The sequence below is a fragment of the Nocardia sp. NPDC059177 genome, from assembly GCF_042755165.1.
Taxonomy (GTDB): domain Bacteria; phylum Actinomycetota; class Actinomycetes; order Mycobacteriales; family Mycobacteriaceae; genus Nocardia.
On sequence record NZ_JBHZBX010000020.1, the window covers coordinates 21,059 to 36,575 of the forward strand.

The 15,517-nt window shown below is 70.1% G+C and carries 18 protein-coding genes and 1 pseudogene; 3 read left to right on the plus strand and 16 right to left on the minus strand.

Going from position 1 to position 15,517, the window contains the following annotated elements; genetic code table 11:
• Positions 1–12 precede the first annotated feature (12 nt).
• The gene (locus ACFXK0_RS22865; RefSeq protein WP_379412700.1) at positions 13–987 is read right to left on the minus strand and encodes a hypothetical protein; all 975 of its coding nucleotides are present in this window, start codon (positions 985–987) and stop codon (positions 13–15) included.
• Positions 988–1,089: 102 nt separating this feature from the next.
• Between ACFXK0_RS22865 and ACFXK0_RS22870 the strand changes: the two genes are divergently transcribed.
• Positions 1,090–1,689, plus strand: coding sequence for a TetR/AcrR family transcriptional regulator (locus ACFXK0_RS22870; protein WP_379412702.1), 600 nt, complete (start codon positions 1,090–1,092; stop codon positions 1,687–1,689).
• 147 nt (positions 1,690–1,836) lie between these two features.
• Positions 1,837–2,586: an LGFP repeat-containing protein gene (locus ACFXK0_RS22875; protein WP_379412703.1), complete on the plus strand. Its 750-nt coding sequence runs from the start codon at positions 1,837–1,839 to the stop codon at positions 2,584–2,586.
• Between the two features lie 3 nt (positions 2,587–2,589).
• On the opposite strand, the gene ACFXK0_RS22880 is transcribed toward ACFXK0_RS22875, so the two are convergent.
• The 5 genes from ACFXK0_RS22880 to ACFXK0_RS22900 all read right to left on the minus strand — a co-directional run bounded on the left by ACFXK0_RS22880 (position 2,590) and on the right by ACFXK0_RS22900 (position 6,250).
• Complete coding sequence (locus ACFXK0_RS22880; protein ID WP_379412705.1) at positions 2,590–3,021, minus strand: YbjN domain-containing protein; 432 nt, start codon at positions 3,019–3,021, stop codon at positions 2,590–2,592.
• Positions 3,018–3,830 (minus strand): isoprenyl transferase, encoded by an 813-nt coding sequence (locus ACFXK0_RS22885; protein WP_379412707.1) that lies wholly within the window; start codon positions 3,828–3,830, stop codon positions 3,018–3,020. Before ACFXK0_RS22885 ends, ACFXK0_RS22880 begins: the two co-directional genes overlap by 4 nt.
• Positions 3,831–3,935: 105 nt before the next feature.
• Positions 3,936–4,715: a DNA repair protein RecO gene (gene recO, locus ACFXK0_RS22890; RefSeq protein ID WP_379412709.1), complete on the minus strand. Its 780-nt coding sequence runs from the start codon at positions 4,713–4,715 to the stop codon at positions 3,936–3,938.
• Between the two features lie 79 nt (positions 4,716–4,794).
• Positions 4,795–5,397: a TetR/AcrR family transcriptional regulator gene (locus ACFXK0_RS22895; protein WP_379412711.1), complete on the minus strand. Its 603-nt coding sequence runs from the start codon at positions 5,395–5,397 to the stop codon at positions 4,795–4,797.
• Positions 5,384–6,250, minus strand: coding sequence for an alpha/beta fold hydrolase (locus tag ACFXK0_RS22900; RefSeq protein WP_379412712.1), 867 nt, complete (start codon positions 6,248–6,250; stop codon positions 5,384–5,386). Before ACFXK0_RS22900 ends, ACFXK0_RS22895 begins: the two co-directional genes overlap by 14 nt.
• A 147-nt stretch (positions 6,251–6,397) precedes the next feature.
• Here ACFXK0_RS22900 and ACFXK0_RS22905 point away from each other — a divergent pair, with 147 nt between their 5' ends.
• Positions 6,398–7,825 carry an amidase gene (locus ACFXK0_RS22905; RefSeq protein WP_379412714.1) on the plus strand — a complete coding sequence of 476 codons (1,428 nt, stop codon included), beginning with the start codon at positions 6,398–6,400 and terminating at the stop codon, positions 7,823–7,825.
• 1 nt (position 7,826) lies between these two features.
• Here ACFXK0_RS22905 and ACFXK0_RS22910 read toward each other — a convergent pair whose 3' ends face one another.
• The 10 genes and pseudogenes from ACFXK0_RS22910 to ybeY form a co-directional block, all read right to left on the minus strand.
• On the minus strand, positions 7,827–8,240 hold the full coding sequence (locus ACFXK0_RS22910) for a hypothetical protein (protein ID WP_379412715.1): 414 nt from the start codon (positions 8,238–8,240) through the stop codon (positions 7,827–7,829).
• A gap of 83 nt (positions 8,241–8,323) precedes the next feature.
• On the minus strand, positions 8,324–8,476 hold the full coding sequence (locus ACFXK0_RS22915) for a zinc ribbon domain-containing protein (RefSeq protein WP_379412716.1): 153 nt from the start codon (positions 8,474–8,476) through the stop codon (positions 8,324–8,326).
• Complete coding sequence (locus tag ACFXK0_RS22920; RefSeq protein ID WP_379412718.1) at positions 8,404–8,568, minus strand: transposase; 165 nt, start codon at positions 8,566–8,568, stop codon at positions 8,404–8,406. The genes ACFXK0_RS22915 and ACFXK0_RS22920 overlap by 73 nt, the downstream gene beginning before the upstream one ends.
• A complete protein-coding gene (locus ACFXK0_RS22925) occupies positions 8,489–9,019 on the minus strand; it encodes an RNA-guided endonuclease InsQ/TnpB family protein (protein WP_379412826.1) in 531 nt (176 codons plus the stop codon). The genes ACFXK0_RS22920 and ACFXK0_RS22925 overlap by 80 nt, the downstream gene beginning before the upstream one ends.
• A pseudogene (locus ACFXK0_RS22930) lies at positions 8,994–9,299 on the minus strand (protein kinase); the annotation flags it as partial. The pseudogene ACFXK0_RS22930 and the gene ACFXK0_RS22925, both read right to left, overlap by 26 nt.
• An 85-nt stretch (positions 9,300–9,384) precedes the next feature.
• Entirely contained in the window at positions 9,385–12,234 is a 2,850-nt protein-coding gene (locus tag ACFXK0_RS22935) for an ABC transporter substrate-binding protein (RefSeq protein WP_379412719.1), read from the minus strand.
• 90 nt (positions 12,235–12,324) lie between these two features.
• Positions 12,325–13,230 (minus strand): GTPase Era, encoded by a 906-nt coding sequence (gene era, locus ACFXK0_RS22940; protein ID WP_379412720.1) that lies wholly within the window; start codon positions 13,228–13,230, stop codon positions 12,325–12,327.
• A complete protein-coding gene (locus tag ACFXK0_RS22945) occupies positions 13,223–13,558 on the minus strand; it encodes a cytidine deaminase (RefSeq protein ID WP_379412721.1) in 336 nt (111 codons plus the stop codon). The genes era and ACFXK0_RS22945 overlap by 8 nt, the downstream gene beginning before the upstream one ends.
• On the minus strand, positions 13,551–14,924 hold the full coding sequence (locus ACFXK0_RS22950; RefSeq protein ID WP_379412723.1) for a hemolysin family protein: 1,374 nt from the start codon (positions 14,922–14,924) through the stop codon (positions 13,551–13,553). Before ACFXK0_RS22950 ends, ACFXK0_RS22945 begins: the two co-directional genes overlap by 8 nt.
• A complete protein-coding gene (gene ybeY, locus ACFXK0_RS22955; RefSeq protein WP_379412725.1) occupies positions 14,921–15,475 on the minus strand; it encodes an rRNA maturation RNase YbeY in 555 nt (184 codons plus the stop codon). Before ybeY ends, ACFXK0_RS22950 begins: the two co-directional genes overlap by 4 nt.
• Positions 15,476–15,517 lie beyond the last annotated feature (42 nt).

Below are 15,517 nucleotides of genomic sequence, written 5' to 3' on the forward strand. Positions count from 1 at the left end.
GCAGCGTGGTGATCAGGCAGCGACGGCGACCGGCTCCGCCGCGGTCTCCGGCTCGGCGGCCGGGCGCGACCGCAGCACGCCGACCCCGAGCAGGGCGAGCCCGCCCACCGACCACCCCAGCAGAACCGCGAGCGGACCGCCCGCGCCCGCGCCGTCGAAGTAGGCGACCGACCGCAGCAGCGAGGCGGCGGCACCGGGCGGGAAGAGCTGACCGAGAGTGCCCCACGGCTGCGGCAGCAGTTCCGGTGCCGAGGTCGCGGCCGAGAACGGGTTGCCGATGAGCAGCATGGTCAGCGCGCCGAGGCCGATGCCTGCCCGGCCGAGGGCGGCCGCGAGACCGACGACGGTGACGGCGACGGCGAACATGGACAGCGCGGCGAGAGCGGCGAGGGTGAGGTAGGAGCCGGGCAGGATCGAGAGCCAGGTGTGGAAAACCAGCGTGCTGAGCAGACCACCGGCGACACCGAAGGTGACCAGCCCGGCCAGGCGCGCGCCGATGCTGGGGACCAGCAGGGTGAGCAGCACGCCGGCGGCGATACCGGACATGACCAGCGGCAGCACCATCGAACCGAAGCCCGCGCCGCGTGGGTCGTCGGGGTCGGTGGCGACCACGTCCTGCACCGGCGCGGCGGTGGCGCCGGCGAGCTGCTGGGCGATGCCGGTGAGCTGCTGGGCGACCGCGGGTGCGGCGGCCGAGGCGACCAGGACCTGCGGTGCGCCTGCACCGGTGACGATGGCGCCGTAGACCTCGTTGTCGGTCAGGGCGCGGCGCGCGGCGTCGGCGTCGGCGACGGTGGTGATCTCGAAGGCGCCGGGGTTGTGCTGTGCCAGCTGCGCGGCGACCTGGGTGGACTGTGGCCCGGCGACCGCCACCGGGAGGTCACGGGGGGCGAGGTTGACGGCGGGCCACGCGAATGCGATCAGCATCAGGGCCTGCAGCAGCGTCGCCGCGAGACCGAGAGCCACTGCCCGGCGGGTGATCGTCATGACATTCTCCCTCAAAAGCGAATGTTCGTTCTTTTTGATGGATCTAACGGTGACACCGCTGCCACCGCTTGTCAAGAACGGATATTCGTTTTATTTTTGGGCATGCCCCGAGTCAGCGAAGAACATCTCGAACGCCGCAGGCAGCAGATCCTCGACGCCGCCCAGGTGTGCTTCACGCGCAAGGGTTTCCACGAGACCTCGATGCAGGACGTGTTCACCGAGTCGGGGATGTCGGCCGGGGCGGTCTACCGGTACTTCACCAGCAAGAACGAGATCATCCGCGCGCTGGTGAGCAACGTCATGGGCCCGCTGCGCGCCCGGCTCGCCGAGATCATCCGCGCCGACGAACTGCCGATGCCCGCCGAGGTCGTGCGCCAGCTGACCACCGAGATCGTGAAGCGCAGCGGCCCCGACGGCCCGCTGCGGCTCGCGCCCCAGGCGTGGGCGGTGGCCATGGTGCAGCCCGATTCGGGTGTGCCGGTCCGCGAGGCGATCGCGGCGATGCGCGAACTGTGGGTCGAGTACGGGCTGCGGCTGCGCGAGCGGGGCCTGCTGCCCGCCGACGCCGATCTCGACGCCTTCGCCAAGACGATCATCGGGGTGCTGCCCGGCTTCATCCTCCAGCACCTGCTGCTCGACGACATCACCCCCGACGACCTCGCCCGCGGGGTCGAGCTGATGCTGCCGCTCACCCGGACCTGACACACCACACAATCGCCCGCCCGGTCACCCTGGAGGTAAGACAGCTCACTGTTACGACGCGCGGTGACCGGGTAAGTTCGGGTGCGGCATCGGTGGGGTCGTGGGCCACCAAGCCGTCGACACATCGATCCGACCAGGGAGTTTCCTGTGGCACTACACCGACGAACCCTTCGCTCGCGCGGCCTGGCCGCCCTCGCCGCCGCCACCGTGGCCGCCCTGCTCCCCGCGGCCGTCGCCGGCACCGCGCAGGCCAGGATGATCGGCGAGTTCGAGGTGGGCGGGGCGATCGAGACCGAATACGACCAGGTCGGCGGCGCCGTGCTGGGCGACCCCACCTCCCCCGAGGCCGACGCGGCCGCCGGTGGCAAGTACCAGACCTTCGCCAACAACGCCGCCATCTACTGGCATCCCGACACCAACGCCCACACCGTCACCGGCCAGATCCGCGACAAGTTCGCCGAGCTGAACAACGAGTCGGGCAAGCTCGGCTACCCGACCACCCGCGAGCTGTCGACCCCGGTCGGCGGCGGCCGCTACAACCACTTCCAGCACGGCTCGATCTACTGGTCCGTCGGCACCGGCGCCCACCAGATCAGCGGCCCGATCCGGGACAAGTGGGGCGCGCTCGGCTGGGAGTCGAGCCCGCTCGGCTTCCCGCTCAGCGATGTGTCGCAGGCCGGCAAGGGCGGCCAGTACTCGATGTTCCCGACCGGCGCCATCTACTGGACCGCGGCCACCGGCGCGCACGCGGTGTGGGGCAGCATCCAGGCCGACTGGATCCGCGCGGGCGCCGAGACCGGCCGCTACGGCTACCCGACCAGCGACGAATACGACTACCAGGGCGGCAAGGCCCAGGACTTCCAGGGCGGCAAGCTCACCTGGAAGCCCGAGAGCTGACGGCTACGGCGCGAGCAGTCCCTGGCGGGCTCTGCTCGCGCCGGTGAGCGCCAGCAGCAGCATGGTGGTCAGCGCCTGGTCGTCGAGGCCCTCGGCGGGGAAGGTGTAGCGCAGGATCACATCGCCGAGTTTGCCGCGCGCGATCAGGGTGACCGACCCGAACTGGATCTCGTTGTTGCGTTCGGCGACGCGCTTGTGCAGCTGCGGCTTCAGCGGGCGATCCCAGGCCAGCACGCTGGTCAGCGACAGCACAGTGAGGCCCGGCGCGAGGGTGACGGCGCGGATCGAGCACAGCGCGCCGTCGTACTCGAAACCGAGCGAGCCGTCGGCGTCGACGCGGATATCGATGTCCTGCATCTGCAGGCAGGCACCGGTGCGCGCCTGCAGGTCCAGTTCCGGTGTGACCACCGCGTCCATGTCGGCTCCGTCGCTCATTTGGTGCCGCCGAAGCGACGATCGCGCTTGGCGTATTCCAGGCACGCGTCCCACAGGTTACGCCGGTCGAAATCGGGGAAAAGCGTGTCCTGGTAGACGAATTCGGCGTAGGCGGCCTGCCAGATGAGGAAGTTCGAACTGCGGAACTCGCCGGAGGGGCGCAGGAACAGGTCGACGTCGGGCATATCCGGTTCGTCGAGGTAGCGCGCGACGGTGGCCTCGTCGATCTTCTCCGGATCGATCTCCCCCGCCGCCACCCGGCGCGCGATTTCGCGTGCGGCGTCGGCGATCTCGGCCCGGCCGCCGTAATTGACGCACATGGTCAGCGTCATCACGTCGTTGTCCTTGGTGAGCTCCTCAGCGACCTCGAGTTCCTTGATCACGCTGCGCCACAGGCGCGGACGCCGCCCGGCCCAGCGCACCCGCACGCCCATCTCGTGCATCTCGTCGCGACGACGGCGGATGACATCGCGATTGAAGCCCATCAGGAAGCGCACCTCGTCGGGGCTGCGCCGCCAGTTCTCGGTGGAGAAGGCATAGGCCGACAGCCACTTGACGCCGATTTCGATACAGCCTTCGACGGAGTCCATCAGCACGGCCTCGCCGCGCTCGTGCCCCGCGGTGCGCGGCAGGCCACGCTCCTGCGCCCAGCGGCCGTTGCCGTCCATCACCAGCGCCACGTGATGGGGGACCAGCTCCGGCGGGATCGCGGGCGGACGCGCGCCGGAGGGGTGCGGGGACGGCGGGCGCACGGTGCGGCCCGGCTTGCTCGCGGTGGCGGTGTCACGACGCAGGATCACAGCAACCATCCTGCCTGATCGCCAGGCGCGCCCCGCACGGCGGTGTTATCGGAGCGCTGGTGGTGTTTGTTGGAGCGCTGGCGCGCCAGAGGTCGCGGCCCTGGGGGTCGCCGATCAGCCCGCCTGGCCGACGACGGCGCCGGGTCGCGCGGTGCTGCCCTCGCCGGTGCGCTCGATCAGGGGCAGGGTGCGCAGCTGACGTTCCAGATGCCATTGCAGATGCGCGGCGACCAGGCCGCTCGCCTGGCGGCGGACATTGCCGGGGACGCCGGCGATGTAGTCCCACTCCCCCTTCAGCAGGGCGACGAGCAGATCGAGCACCCCCGCGGCCGGGGTGCTCGCGCCCGGCGGACGGCAGTGCACGCAGACCGCACCGCCCGCTGCCACGTGGAAGGCGCGGTGCGGGCCGGGGGTGGCGCAGCGGGCGCATTCGTCGAGTGCGGGCGCCCAGCCCGCGAAACCCATGGCGCGCAACAGATACGCGTCGAGGATCAGTTCGTGCGGGCGCTGCTGGGCGGCGATGGCGCGCAGGGCGCTCGCGGTGAGCGCGTGCAGTTTCGGCGCGGGCGCGCGTTCCTCACCGGCCAGGCGTTCGGCGGTCTCCAGGATGGCGCAGGCCGTGGTGTAGCGGCCGTAGTCGTCGATGATGCCGACGGCGAACGCCTCGAGCGTGCTCACCTGGGTGACGACGTCGAGTGTGCGGCCGGGATGCAACTGCACATCGATGTAGGCGAACGGTTCGAGCCGCGCCCCGAACTTCGATTTGGTGCGCCGCACCCCCTTGGCCACCGCGCGCACCAGCCCGTGTTGCCTGGTCAGCAACGTGACGATGCGATCGGCCTCGCCCAGCTTGTGCTGGCGGACCACCACCGCCTCGTCCCGATACAACCGCACGCGCCCAGTCTTCCACGTCGGCCCGACACCGCGCCCGCGGACACGGTGGTACCGGCACGACGACGCGGTCGGGCGGTCCTCAGCTCGGCCGGAGCAGACCGGTGATGAGCAGCAGCAGCGACTGCTGCGTGTCGAGGCGTGCGCTGGCCGGGTCCGCGGCGTGCGCGACGATGAGCGAGGCTTCGGCGATCGCGCTGAGCAGCAGCTGCGCGAGCACCGGGACCGGGGCGGTCGCGATCAGGCCCGCGCTCGTGGCCCGGTGGAGCTGGTCGGTGATCAGGCCGAGGCCGTGGCGGGCCTCGAGTTCGCGCCACGCCTGCCAGCCCAGCACGGTGGGGGCGTCGGTCAGGGCGATGCGCAGGACCTCGGGGCGAACGCAGATCTCGAGGAAGCAGGCCAGTCCGGCGGTCATGCCGGCCAGGACGTCGCCGGGATCGGTGGCGTCGAGCACGCGCCGCACTTCGGCGGTGATCTCCTGCTCGAGCTGTTCGAGGACGGCCAGGAACAGGCCGCGCTTGTCGCCGTAGTGGTGGTGCAGGGCGCCCCGGGTGACTCCGGCGGCCGCGACCAGTTGTTCTGCGGAGGTCGCCGCGAAGCCGCGCTCGGTGAACAGGTCGCGACCTGCTCGCTCGAGCGCGGCCCGGGTGGCGCGGGAGCGATCCTCCTGACTACGGCGCTGCATGCAGCCGAGTGAACTCCACGATCAGTTCGGTGAGCAACTCCGGCTGGTCCTCGGGCAGGAAGGTGTAGGAGTCCGCGACGGTGACCAGCTTGGCCCGTGGCAGGTCGCGCACGAGCCGCTCGGCGAGCGCCATCGGGAACAGTTTGTCCTCCGGCGGCCAGACCACCAGCACCGGCAGCTCGACCGTCCCGAATTTCGCGGCGGCGGCCAGTGTGGCCGCGTTGTCCACCCCGGCGGCGAAGCGGCGCAGGTCGGCGCGGATGGCGGCCGAGTGCCGCGAGGGCAGCAGGTAGGAGTCCCGGATTTCCTGCGGCACCGGATGTTTCGCCACCCAGCCGAAGCCGATGGGCAGCCCCTGCACGAGCCGCAGGCGCAGCGCCTCGGTGGCCGCGCGTACGGCGCCGGGCAGGGTGGCCGCGCGCAGCAGGCCGGCGAACGGGCGCGGCGGGAACACCTCGTAGCAGTCGACGGCGGCCAGCACCACGCGGGCGATGCGCTCGGGTCTGCGGGTCATCAGGATCTGGGTGAGGGCGCCGCCGGTGTCGTTGGCGACGAGGGTGACGTCGACGAGGTCGAGCGCGTCGAGGAACTCCGCGATCAGATCGGCGAGACCGGTGGGGGTGAGATCGGCGCCGGGCAGCGGGATCGAGTGCGCGCCGAGCGGCCAGTCCGGCGCCAGGCAGCGGTGTCCGGCGGCGGCGAGTCCGGGGACCACCGCGCGCCACAGGTCGGCGTTGACGAGCAGGCCGTGCACGAACACGACCGGCGACCCGGTGCCGGTCTCGTGGTAGCGGATGCGGCCGGCCGAGAGGGTCACTTCGCGGGCCGCGCCGAGTGCTGAGCTGGTTGCCATGGGGTCCTCCCCTGGTTCGGATGTGGCCCACCCACTTTTACATACATGCCGTATGTATGTAAATACCGAATACTCACCCTAGGGGATGTGGACGTGTGACCAGGTTCGCGTTACCGTCGAGTAGCCACCTGTAGAGACGGAGTTCACATGTCCGCCCCCGACCACCTCGCGTCGAACCCCTCGGCCGACCTCGGCCTCGCCGGCCTGGCCGCGGCGCTCGCCGACGGCCGCACCACCTCGGTCGCGGCCGTGACCGCCGCGCTCGACGCCATCGAGGCTGCCCAGCCGACGCTCAACGCCTTCCGGGTGGTGCGCCGCGCGGCCGCCCTGCGCGAAGCCGCCGACGCCGACGCGCGCCTGGCCGCGGGCGAGCGGCTGCCGCTGCTCGGCGTGCCGATCGCGGTCAAGGACGACACCGACATCGCCGGTGAGGTCACCGCGTTCGGCTGCGGCGGCGAGCTGCCCGCCGCGACCGAGGACGCCGAATCGGTCCGGCGGCTGCGTGCCGCGGGTGCGGTGATCGTCGGCAAGGCCAACACCTGCGAACTGGGTCAGCTGCCGTTCACCAGCGGCGCCGCCTTCGGCCACACCCGCAACCCGTGGGATCGCACCCGCACGCCCGGCGGGTCGTCGGGCGGTTCGGCGGCGGCGGTCGCGGCCGGATTGGTCCCCGCCGCACTGGGTTCCGACGGCGCGGGCTCGGTACGCATCCCGGCGTCGTGGACCAACCTGGTCGGCATCAAACCCCAGCGCGGCCGGATCTCCACCTGGCCGCTGGCCGAGGCGTTCAACGGGCTCACCGTCAACGGCCCGCTGGCCCGCACCGTCGGCGATGCCGCGCTGCTGCTCGATGTCGCCGCGGGCCCGCACCGGGGTGACCGGCACACACCGGCCCCGATCGAGGCGAGCGCGGCGGTCGGCCGCGATCCCGGCCGGCTGCGCATCGCGCTGTCGCTGCGCATTCCGTTCACCGCGACCAAGACCGCGCTCGATCCCCAGATCGCCGCCGCGGTGCACGCGCTGGCCACCACCCTGCGCACGCTCGGCCACACCGTCACCGTGGCCGATCTGCACTACGGGCTGCTGATCGGCGCGACCTTCCTGCCACGGTCGATGGCCGGGATCAGCCGGGTACACCGCGCCATGCCAGGGGCGGTCGTCGATCCGCGCACCACCGCCAACAGCCGCATCGGCCGGGTACTCGACGGCCCGGTACTCGCCGCCGCACGGCTGGCGGAACCACTGCTACACAGGCGGATCGGCGCGTTCTTCGACGACTACGATCTCGTCCTTGCCCCCACCACCGCCACCCCTCCCCCACGCGCGGAGGAGATCGACGGCATCGGCGTCGGCGACACCAACAACCTGATCACCGCCGCCTGCCCCTACACCTGGCCGTGGAATGTCCTGGGCTGGCCCGCGGTGAACGTGCCCGCCGGTTTCACCGACACCGGCCTGCCGATCGGCGCGCAACTGATGGGCACCGCGAACACCGAGCCGATGCTGATCTCGCTGGCCGCCCAGCTGGAAGCCGAACTGCGCTGGCAGCGGCACCGGCCGACGCCGTGGTGGTGAGTCAGAGCGGGGCGCCCGGCCACCAGCGGTCGTAGAGTTCGGCGCCGTTGGCTGCACCGATCACCACGACCAGGCAGAAGTTCCGTGCGGGATCGTCGAATTGGATGGTGAGCGCACCCGCCGTGGTCCCGGGGCGCACCCCTGGCCCGTCCTGGACGAGGAGCCTGCCCCGGCCCGACTCTCGTTCCCAGGTCTGCTCCAGGACCGTGACGGAATCCTCGAAGGGTCGCACGCCTCTGGGTGTGCGATCCCTGTTGCAGGACACCGTCATCCGCTCGACCGGATCGCGGTCACCATTGCAGGTGAGCCGGCCGACACTGTCGTGCCGGTCCAGCGGGATCGGGTCGTGCGCGGAGTCGACAGCCGCGCAACGGGCACCCTGATAACCGCTGGCGAACGGGGAGCGCGTTGACATCCTCCCGGCCCTGAAGGGCCGGGATCCCTCCTGAACCTCGCGGTTCTCCGGTGGGTTCCTGTTTCACAGGGACATGCCTTCCGCTAAGCGGCAGGACTTACCGTCCCTCCGCAGGCGTTTAACCTCTCCGCCTGCCCAGCGGCGAGGATGTTGATCGCGGCGTTCAGATCGCGGTCGTGGACCGCACCGCACCCGCACTGTCGCGAATGATCGTCGTGGACTGTTTGTGCGCCCAATCCCGGCGTGTGTCAGCCACTCTCGCGTGAACCCGCGCGACTTTCACGCGGGCTTTCGCCCGGTTCTTCGAGCCTTTCTCCTTGCGGGACAACGACTGCTGCGCCTTTCGCAACCGGCTCGGCCTGCCGCAGGAACCTCGGCGAGGTGATCATCTTCCCGTCCGACAGGACCGCGAACGTGGCCAGGCCCAGGTCGATACCGACCTCGGAGTCGACCGGCGGCAACGACCACGTGTCGACCTCGACCACGAACGACGCGAAATACCTGCCTGCCGCGTCCTTCACGATTGTCACGCTCGACGCCTCCGAGGGCAGCTCCCGCGACCATCGAACCGCGACCTCGCCGATCTTCGGTAGGCGCAGCTTTTGCCCAGCAGTGACCGTGAACCGCGCGTTACGCGTTAACCGGATCGCCTGACGATGGTCTTTGCGAGACCGCCAAACCGGTGGCGAGACCTTCGCACCCTTACGCTTGCCCGTCACCGACTGAAAGAAGTTGCGGTAAGCAGTATTCAGATCAGCCAGAGCTTGCTGCAACACCACCGACGGAGGAGATCATGCGGGCGGTGTGCGCCGACTTCGAAGTCGAGCTCACATCGGCACGCAGGTCGAGGCGGTCACCGGCGAGCTGTTCGGGCGCTACGTAGGACAGGGTCGCGGTGAGGCCGCCACCCGCAGACAGCGTTGCGGTGCCCTCTGCCCGGCGCGCGATCCCGAAATCGGTGACCAGCACCCGGTCGGGTAGCCCGGGTGACTCGGCCACCAGGATGTTGGCCGGTTTCACATCGCGGTGCAGCAGTCCGGAGCGGTGCACCGCGTCGAGCCCGCGTGCATGTCGCCGGTCACGCTCAAGCGACTATAACAGCACGAATCCGACCGTGCGGTCGCCGAATTCGGACAGCTCGCTACTACCGCCCCGGTTCCGTCCACCCTTCGAGATCGCTCTTGGTCCCGGCCGGACAGCCGTCCTGACCGGCCTCGCGCGGCATCATCAGCAGGCAGCGCTGCGGGCCGCCCGCACCGACCGCCGTGGTGACCAGGACCGCGATCGAAGAGGTGTCGGCCACCCGCTTGGTCGCGAAGGCCAGCGTGCCGGTGACGCCGCGATAGTCGCTCTCGCGCAACTGCACCGCGATCGCGGTGCGGTTCGGCGGCTGGTCACCGAGCACCCCGCGACTGCTGCGCACGGCCTGCAGGAACAGTCCGCTCACGTCGAAGGCGAGCCCGGTTCGGTCACCGGCCCAGCTGGGGCGGTAGTCGCCGAGTCCGGGATAGGCGCGCAGGTCCTCGATCAATCCGGCCAGCTCGGCACACAGCTGCTCGTGTTCGAACGGCACCGACCGGGTACCGAGTTTGCCGACGCCGCGGACACAGTCGGCGCCACCGAGCATCACCGGCGAGGCCTTGGCGACATAGCGCACGGTCAGATTGGCGGGCAGCGCGGCGGTCGCCCTGGGGTCGGTGATCAGCCGCGTCACCGCGTCGTTGCCGAGGATCGCGGGCCCGCTGCCGCTGAGACAGCCCCGGCTGACCGATTTGGCGAAGGTCGCGAAATCGTCGTTGCGGCCCGCGAAGAACAGCAGGGTGCGCCGGTCGAAACTCTCGAAGCCATCGGATTCACACGGCGCGGGAAAGCGGTACAGCTGCTGCTGTTCGCGCCAACGCATGCTCTCATGGGCCACGCCGCGCTCGGCGAGCTCGGCCTGCAGATCCGCGACCAGCGTCGTCACGTACAGGTCGTCGGCGGCCTCCGGGTGATAGATCGCGACCTTGTCGTAGCGGGGCGCGCCGGTGGCGTCACGCGCGCCCTGCACATAGTCGGCGACCAGCTTCGCCTGCACGCGGTTGCTCGGCGCCGCCTGGAAATACAGCGGCGAGGCCAGTTCGAGGCCATCCGCCGACAGTGTGGTCGCCACCGCGGGCACACCGAGTTCGCCGAGCCGGGTGATGGCCAGGCGGGTCTCGGCGGTACTGCGGTCGATGCCGACGACACCGAGCACGGACGGGTCGTCGGCGATCAGCGAACGCAGCGGATTGTTCACCACCCACTGCGCGTGCCGCATGTCCGTGCCGCCGTTGGCGATGATGATGCGCAGCAACGGTTCGGACTCGTCGGAGGCCAGCAGCGCGCGCCGCTGCTGCACCGCCAGCCCGGCCAGCTCCTCCACCTGCGCGTGCGGATACTTCACATTGGTGTCGATATAACTGAGCCCGGCGAAGTACACCAGCGAGACCAGCGGTCGTTTCGGATTGCTGCGGCGTGCCTCGGTGGCGGCGGCGTTGAGCCGGAACACTTCTCGCTGGATGGCGGAGAGCTCGGGGTCGTCGGCGAAGGTCTGCTCGGCATTGTCGCTGTACCCGACGCATTCGCCGTCGACACGGCTGACCGAGATGCCGTCGGTCCACGGCCAGTGCGCGCACGGTGCCCCGCGCAGCGGCGGGAAGTAGACCAGCGCGGCGGCGACGGCGAGCACGATCGGGATCAGCACGCACAGACCGACGAACCAGCTGCGCGCGGCCAGCGGCGGCGCGGGTGGCAGCGCGAGCCCACGGAAGCGCGGATCGCTGATCCGCGGTGGGGTGTCGGCGGGCAGCAGCGCGCGCAACGCCAGGAACCACGCGTCGGCCTGCCGATGTGTGCGGCGGTTGTCGATCTCGCGGATCCAGGCCTGCAGCGGGTCCGGCGGCTGCGGTGTCGGCTGTTCGGCCAGGGTCTCCAGGGTCCGCAGGTGACGCAGGTCGCTGATGTCGGCCAGCTCCGACACTTCCCGGTGCGGCCCCTCCTCACGGAAGGCGAGCACCACCAGCGGATCGAAAAGCCCGGTCTCGTTGCGGATCTCGTTGATCCAGGTGAGGATGCGCGCGCCGTCGCTGCCCTCGGCCAGACCACCGAGCAGCGCGACCGGATAGGCGGTGCGCCGCCAGCTCGACGGCCGCCAGATCCGGCGCCGGTAGGCCTCGCGCAGGTCCTCCAGGAAGGCGTGGATCAGCAGCTTGGCGACCTGTTCCTCGTTCTCGTCGACCCGGTGCGAGGCGGTCAGTCGGGACGCGAAACCCAGGAAACTACCCGACAATTCAGGGGCGAGATACCGCTGATGCAGGAACCAGCGGGTCACCTTCGACAGCCCGGGAATGCGCCCGGAGACCCACAGCCACAACCGCAACACCGGCCACAGCGCGAGCACGCCGAAGACCAGCCGCGAGATCGTGTCGCCCGCAACGCCTTCGGCGGTGTCGGAGCGACTCGTCGGGGAACCGCTGCGCAGCAGCTGGGGTAACCGGCGGCGCAGTTCGTCAGGCGCTTCGGCCTCGTCGCTGGTGACGCGCTGCCTGGTCAGCCAATCGGCGGTGCGGTAGTGCGGGAACTTGATCGCGCCCATCGCCGTGTCGTCGGTGGCGAAACCCGACACCAGCTGCTGGATGATCGGCAGGCAGTGGCCGGGGATCTCCTGCTCGGTGGACTGCGGCCCGTTGGCCAGCGACTGCGGATCCGGCGTCAGCGTGGTGGGCGCGAGGTCCGCGGCGCGCAGGTCGACCTTGGCGCGCGGGGTCGCCCGGCGGCCCCCGGAGTCGCTGAGCCAGGCATATAGTTCGGCGACCAGCGCGGAATGCCCCTGCACGCCGACCAATTCGACGATCGGGCGCGGCTGGGTGCGCCGGCCACGCAGCAGCGTGCGCAGCACTCGCGGCCGGGTATCGGGAATCTCCAGCCCCCGCAGCAACTCCAGCAGCTTGCCGACATCATTGGCATCGGGCACTTCGACAGCCTCCCCGGACGATCAGCGAGCACGCCACGACGACGCGGCGTGTTCGCCGAACGATACCCCGAACGACCGACGATCAAACGGTCAAAAGCCCAGCTTCCCCAGCTGTTTCGGGTCGCGCTGCCAGTCCTTGGCCACCTTCACGTGCAGGTTCAGATAGATCCGGGTGCCGAGAATGTGCTCGATCTGTTTGCGGGCATTGGTGCCGACCTCTTTGAGCCGGGACCCGTTCTTGCCGATGATGATCGCCTTCTGGCTGGGCCGTTCCACATACAGCAGGGCATGCACTTCGAGCATGTCCTCGTTGGCCTCGTAGGGCTGGATCTCCTCGATCACCACCGCCAGCGAATGCGGCAGTTCGTCACGCACGCCTTCCAGCGCGGCCTCGCGGATCAGCTCGGCCATGAGGGTTTCCTCGGGCTCGTCGGTGATCTCGCCGTCGGGGTAGAACGCCGGGCCCTCGGGCATCTGCGCGGCGATCACGTCGACGAGCACCTCGACCTGTTCGCCCTTGACCGCCGACACCGGGACGACCTCGGACTCGGGACCGAGCAGCTTCGACACCGCCATCAACTGGTGCGCGACCTGGTCGCGGCCCACCTTGTCGATCTTGGTGACCACGCCGAGCACGGTCGTCTTGGGCGCCATCAGCTTGATCTGCTCGACGATCCAGCGGTCGCCGGGACCGATCTTCTCGTCGGCCGGGATGCACAGGGCGATCACGTCGACCTCGGAGTAGGTGTCGCGCACGAGATCGTTGAGGCGCTGGCCGAGCAGGGTGCGCGGGCGGTGCAGGCCGGGGGTGTCGACCAGGATGAGCTGCGCGTGGTCGCGGTGCACGATGCCGCGGATGGTGTGACGGGTGGTCTGCGGGCGCGAGGAGGTGATCGCGATCTTGGTGCCGACCAGGGCGTTGGTCAGCGTCGACTTGCCGGTATTGGGGCGGCCGACGAAACAGACGAAGCCGGAACGGAATTCCTTGTCAGCCACCGTGCACCTCGCTGAGCACCGCGCCGGTCCGGTCGGTCCGGATGACCGACGCCGCCGGAGACACCTCGCGCAGGGCCTCGATCCCCGCGTCGCCGGGGTCACCGCCGACGAGCACCGCCGCCTCGAAGCCCTCGGCGCCGCTGGAGATCGCGGCGGCCACGGCGGCCTGCAACGCGGTCAGCCGCAACGCGGTCAGCGCCACCTCGCCCGCGGCGTAGGTACGGCCGTCGGTGTCGCGTACGGCGGCACCGCTCGCGCCGCCGGTGCGGCCCAGCGCGCCACGCGCCAGCACCAGCAGTTTGTTGTCCTCGTCGTCCAGTTCACTCATCGGTCTCTCCATTGTCGTCGGGCACGGTGACCGCCGCGGGCTCGGGGCCGTCGGTGGTCTGCTCGGTGCCGTTGGTCTTGCCCTTGCGGGACTTGTCGGTCTTGTTGTCCTTGGTGGCCTCGCGGCGCACCAGCACGGTGTTCACCCGCATCCGGCCGCGCGCGTCGGCGCCGCCCTCGCCCCGCAGCACCAGCCCGTGCACGGTCACCTTCGACCCGGGCAGCGGCACGCGCCCGAGTTCGTGGGCCAGCAGACCGCCGACGGTGTCGACGTCCTCGTCCTCGATCTCGAGGCCGTAGAGCTCCCCGAGATCCTCCACCGACAGCCGCGCCGACACCCGGTAGCGGCCCTCGCCGAGGTCCTCCACCGGCGGGGTCTCGTCGGTGTCGTACTCGTCGGCGATCTCCCCGACGATCTCCTCGAGCACGTCCTCGATGGTGACCAGGCCCGCGATGCCGCCGTACTCGTCGACCAGCAGCGCCATGTGGTTGCGGCGGCGCTGCATCTCGTCGAGCAGATCGTCGAGCGGCTTGGAATCGGGCACGAACACCGCAGGGCGCATCACCTCGCGCACGGTCACCTTGCGGCTGCGATCGGCATACGGGACAAGGTCTTTGAGATAGACCACGCCGAGCACGTCGTCGACGTTCTCGCCGATCACCGGGATCCGGGAATGCCCGGAACGCACAGCCAGTGACATGGCCTGGGCGGCGGTCTTGTCGTCCTCGATCCACACCATCTCGGTGCGCGGCACCATCACCGCGCGCGCGGCGGTGTCACCGAGCTCGAACACCGACTGGATCATCCGCCGCTCGTCGTCGGCGACCACGCCGCGCTCGCGGGCCATGTCGACCACCTCGCGCAGTTCGATCTCGGAGGCGAACGGGCCGTTGCGGAAACCCTTACCCGGGGTGATCGCGTTGCCGAGCAGGATCAGCAGCCTGCTCACCGGACCGAGCACCGCGCCGATCAGCTGCACCGGCACGGCGGCGGCCAGCGCGATCGAATACGCGTGCTGCCGGCCCAGTGTGCGCGGACCGACACCGATCACCACATAGGACACCACCACCATCAGCGCGGCGGTGACCAGCAGCGCGATGCCCTCCGACCACAGTTCCAGGGTCGCCGCGACCAGCAGGACGGTGGCGCTGATCTCGCACAGAATGCGCAGCAGCACCATGAGATTCACGTACCGCGCGCGGTCGTCGACGATCTTGCGCAGCCGCGCTGCACCGGAACGTTCCTCGCGCACCATGTCGTCGAGGCGCGCCCGCGACACTGTATTCAACGCCGAGTCGACGCCGGCGAACACGCCCCCGATCCCGATCAGCAGGATCGCCAGGACGATCAACAGCACTGAGGTCACGCGGGGCCCAGCGCGTCACCCGGCGCGGTGAAACCCGCCTTGCCGAGCAGACGGGCGTCACGCTCGGCCAGTTCGGCGCGGCGCTGTTCCTCGCGCAGGCTCACGTACCACTCCTCGAGCAGCTGGGCCTGCAGCGCGAACATCTCCTTCTCCTCCTCCGGCTCGGCATGGTCGTAGCCGAGCAGGTGGAGTACGCCGTGCACGGTGAGCAGTGCCAGCTCGTGGTCGAGGGAGTGATCGGCCTTCTGCGCCTGCCCCATCGCGAACTCCGGACACAACACGATGTCACCGAGCATCGACGGGCCGGGCTCCGGGCTGTCGGGACGCCCACCCGGCTCCAGCTCGTCCATCGGGAACGACATCACGTCGGTCGGGCCGGGCAGATCCATCCAGCGCACGTGCAGGTCGGCCATGGTGTCGAGATCCACGAGCACCATCGACAGTTCCGCGGCGGGATGCACGTCCATCCGGCCGATGACGAACCGTGCGACGCTGACCAGGTCTTCTTCGGGGATGTCCATGCCCGATTCGTTGGCGATCTCGATGCTCACCTGTTCAGGGTACGGGGCAGGCCCGACACCGCCGGGAGCGGC

What these genes read in the sequence shown, in the direction of transcription:
- ACFXK0_RS22900 (WP_379412712.1), bottom strand. Translation starts at nt 6,250, where the DNA reads ATGGCAACCAGCTCAGCACTCGGCGCGGCCCGCGAAGTGACCCTCTCG.
- ACFXK0_RS22945 (WP_379412721.1), bottom strand. Translation starts at nt 13,558, where the DNA reads ATGAGTGAACTGGACGACGAGGACAACAAACTGCTGGTGCTGGCGCGT.
- ACFXK0_RS22895 (WP_379412711.1), bottom strand. Translation starts at nt 5,397, where the DNA reads ATGCAGCGCCGTAGTCAGGAGGATCGCTCCCGCGCCACCCGGGCCGCG.
- ACFXK0_RS22910 (WP_379412715.1), bottom strand. Translation starts at nt 8,240, where the DNA reads ATGTCAACGCGCTCCCCGTTCGCCAGCGGTTATCAGGGTGCCCGTTGC.
- ACFXK0_RS22905 (WP_379412714.1), top strand. Translation starts at nt 6,398, where the DNA reads ATGTCCGCCCCCGACCACCTCGCGTCGAACCCCTCGGCCGACCTCGGC.
- ACFXK0_RS22880 (WP_379412705.1), bottom strand. Translation starts at nt 3,021, where the DNA reads ATGAGCGACGGAGCCGACATGGACGCGGTGGTCACACCGGAACTGGAC.
- ACFXK0_RS22870 (WP_379412702.1), top strand. Translation starts at nt 1,090, where the DNA reads ATGCCCCGAGTCAGCGAAGAACATCTCGAACGCCGCAGGCAGCAGATC.
- ACFXK0_RS22865 (WP_379412700.1), bottom strand. Translation starts at nt 987, where the DNA reads ATGACGATCACCCGCCGGGCAGTGGCTCTCGGTCTCGCGGCGACGCTG.
- ACFXK0_RS22885 (WP_379412707.1), bottom strand. Translation starts at nt 3,830, where the DNA reads ATGGTTGCTGTGATCCTGCGTCGTGACACCGCCACCGCGAGCAAGCCG.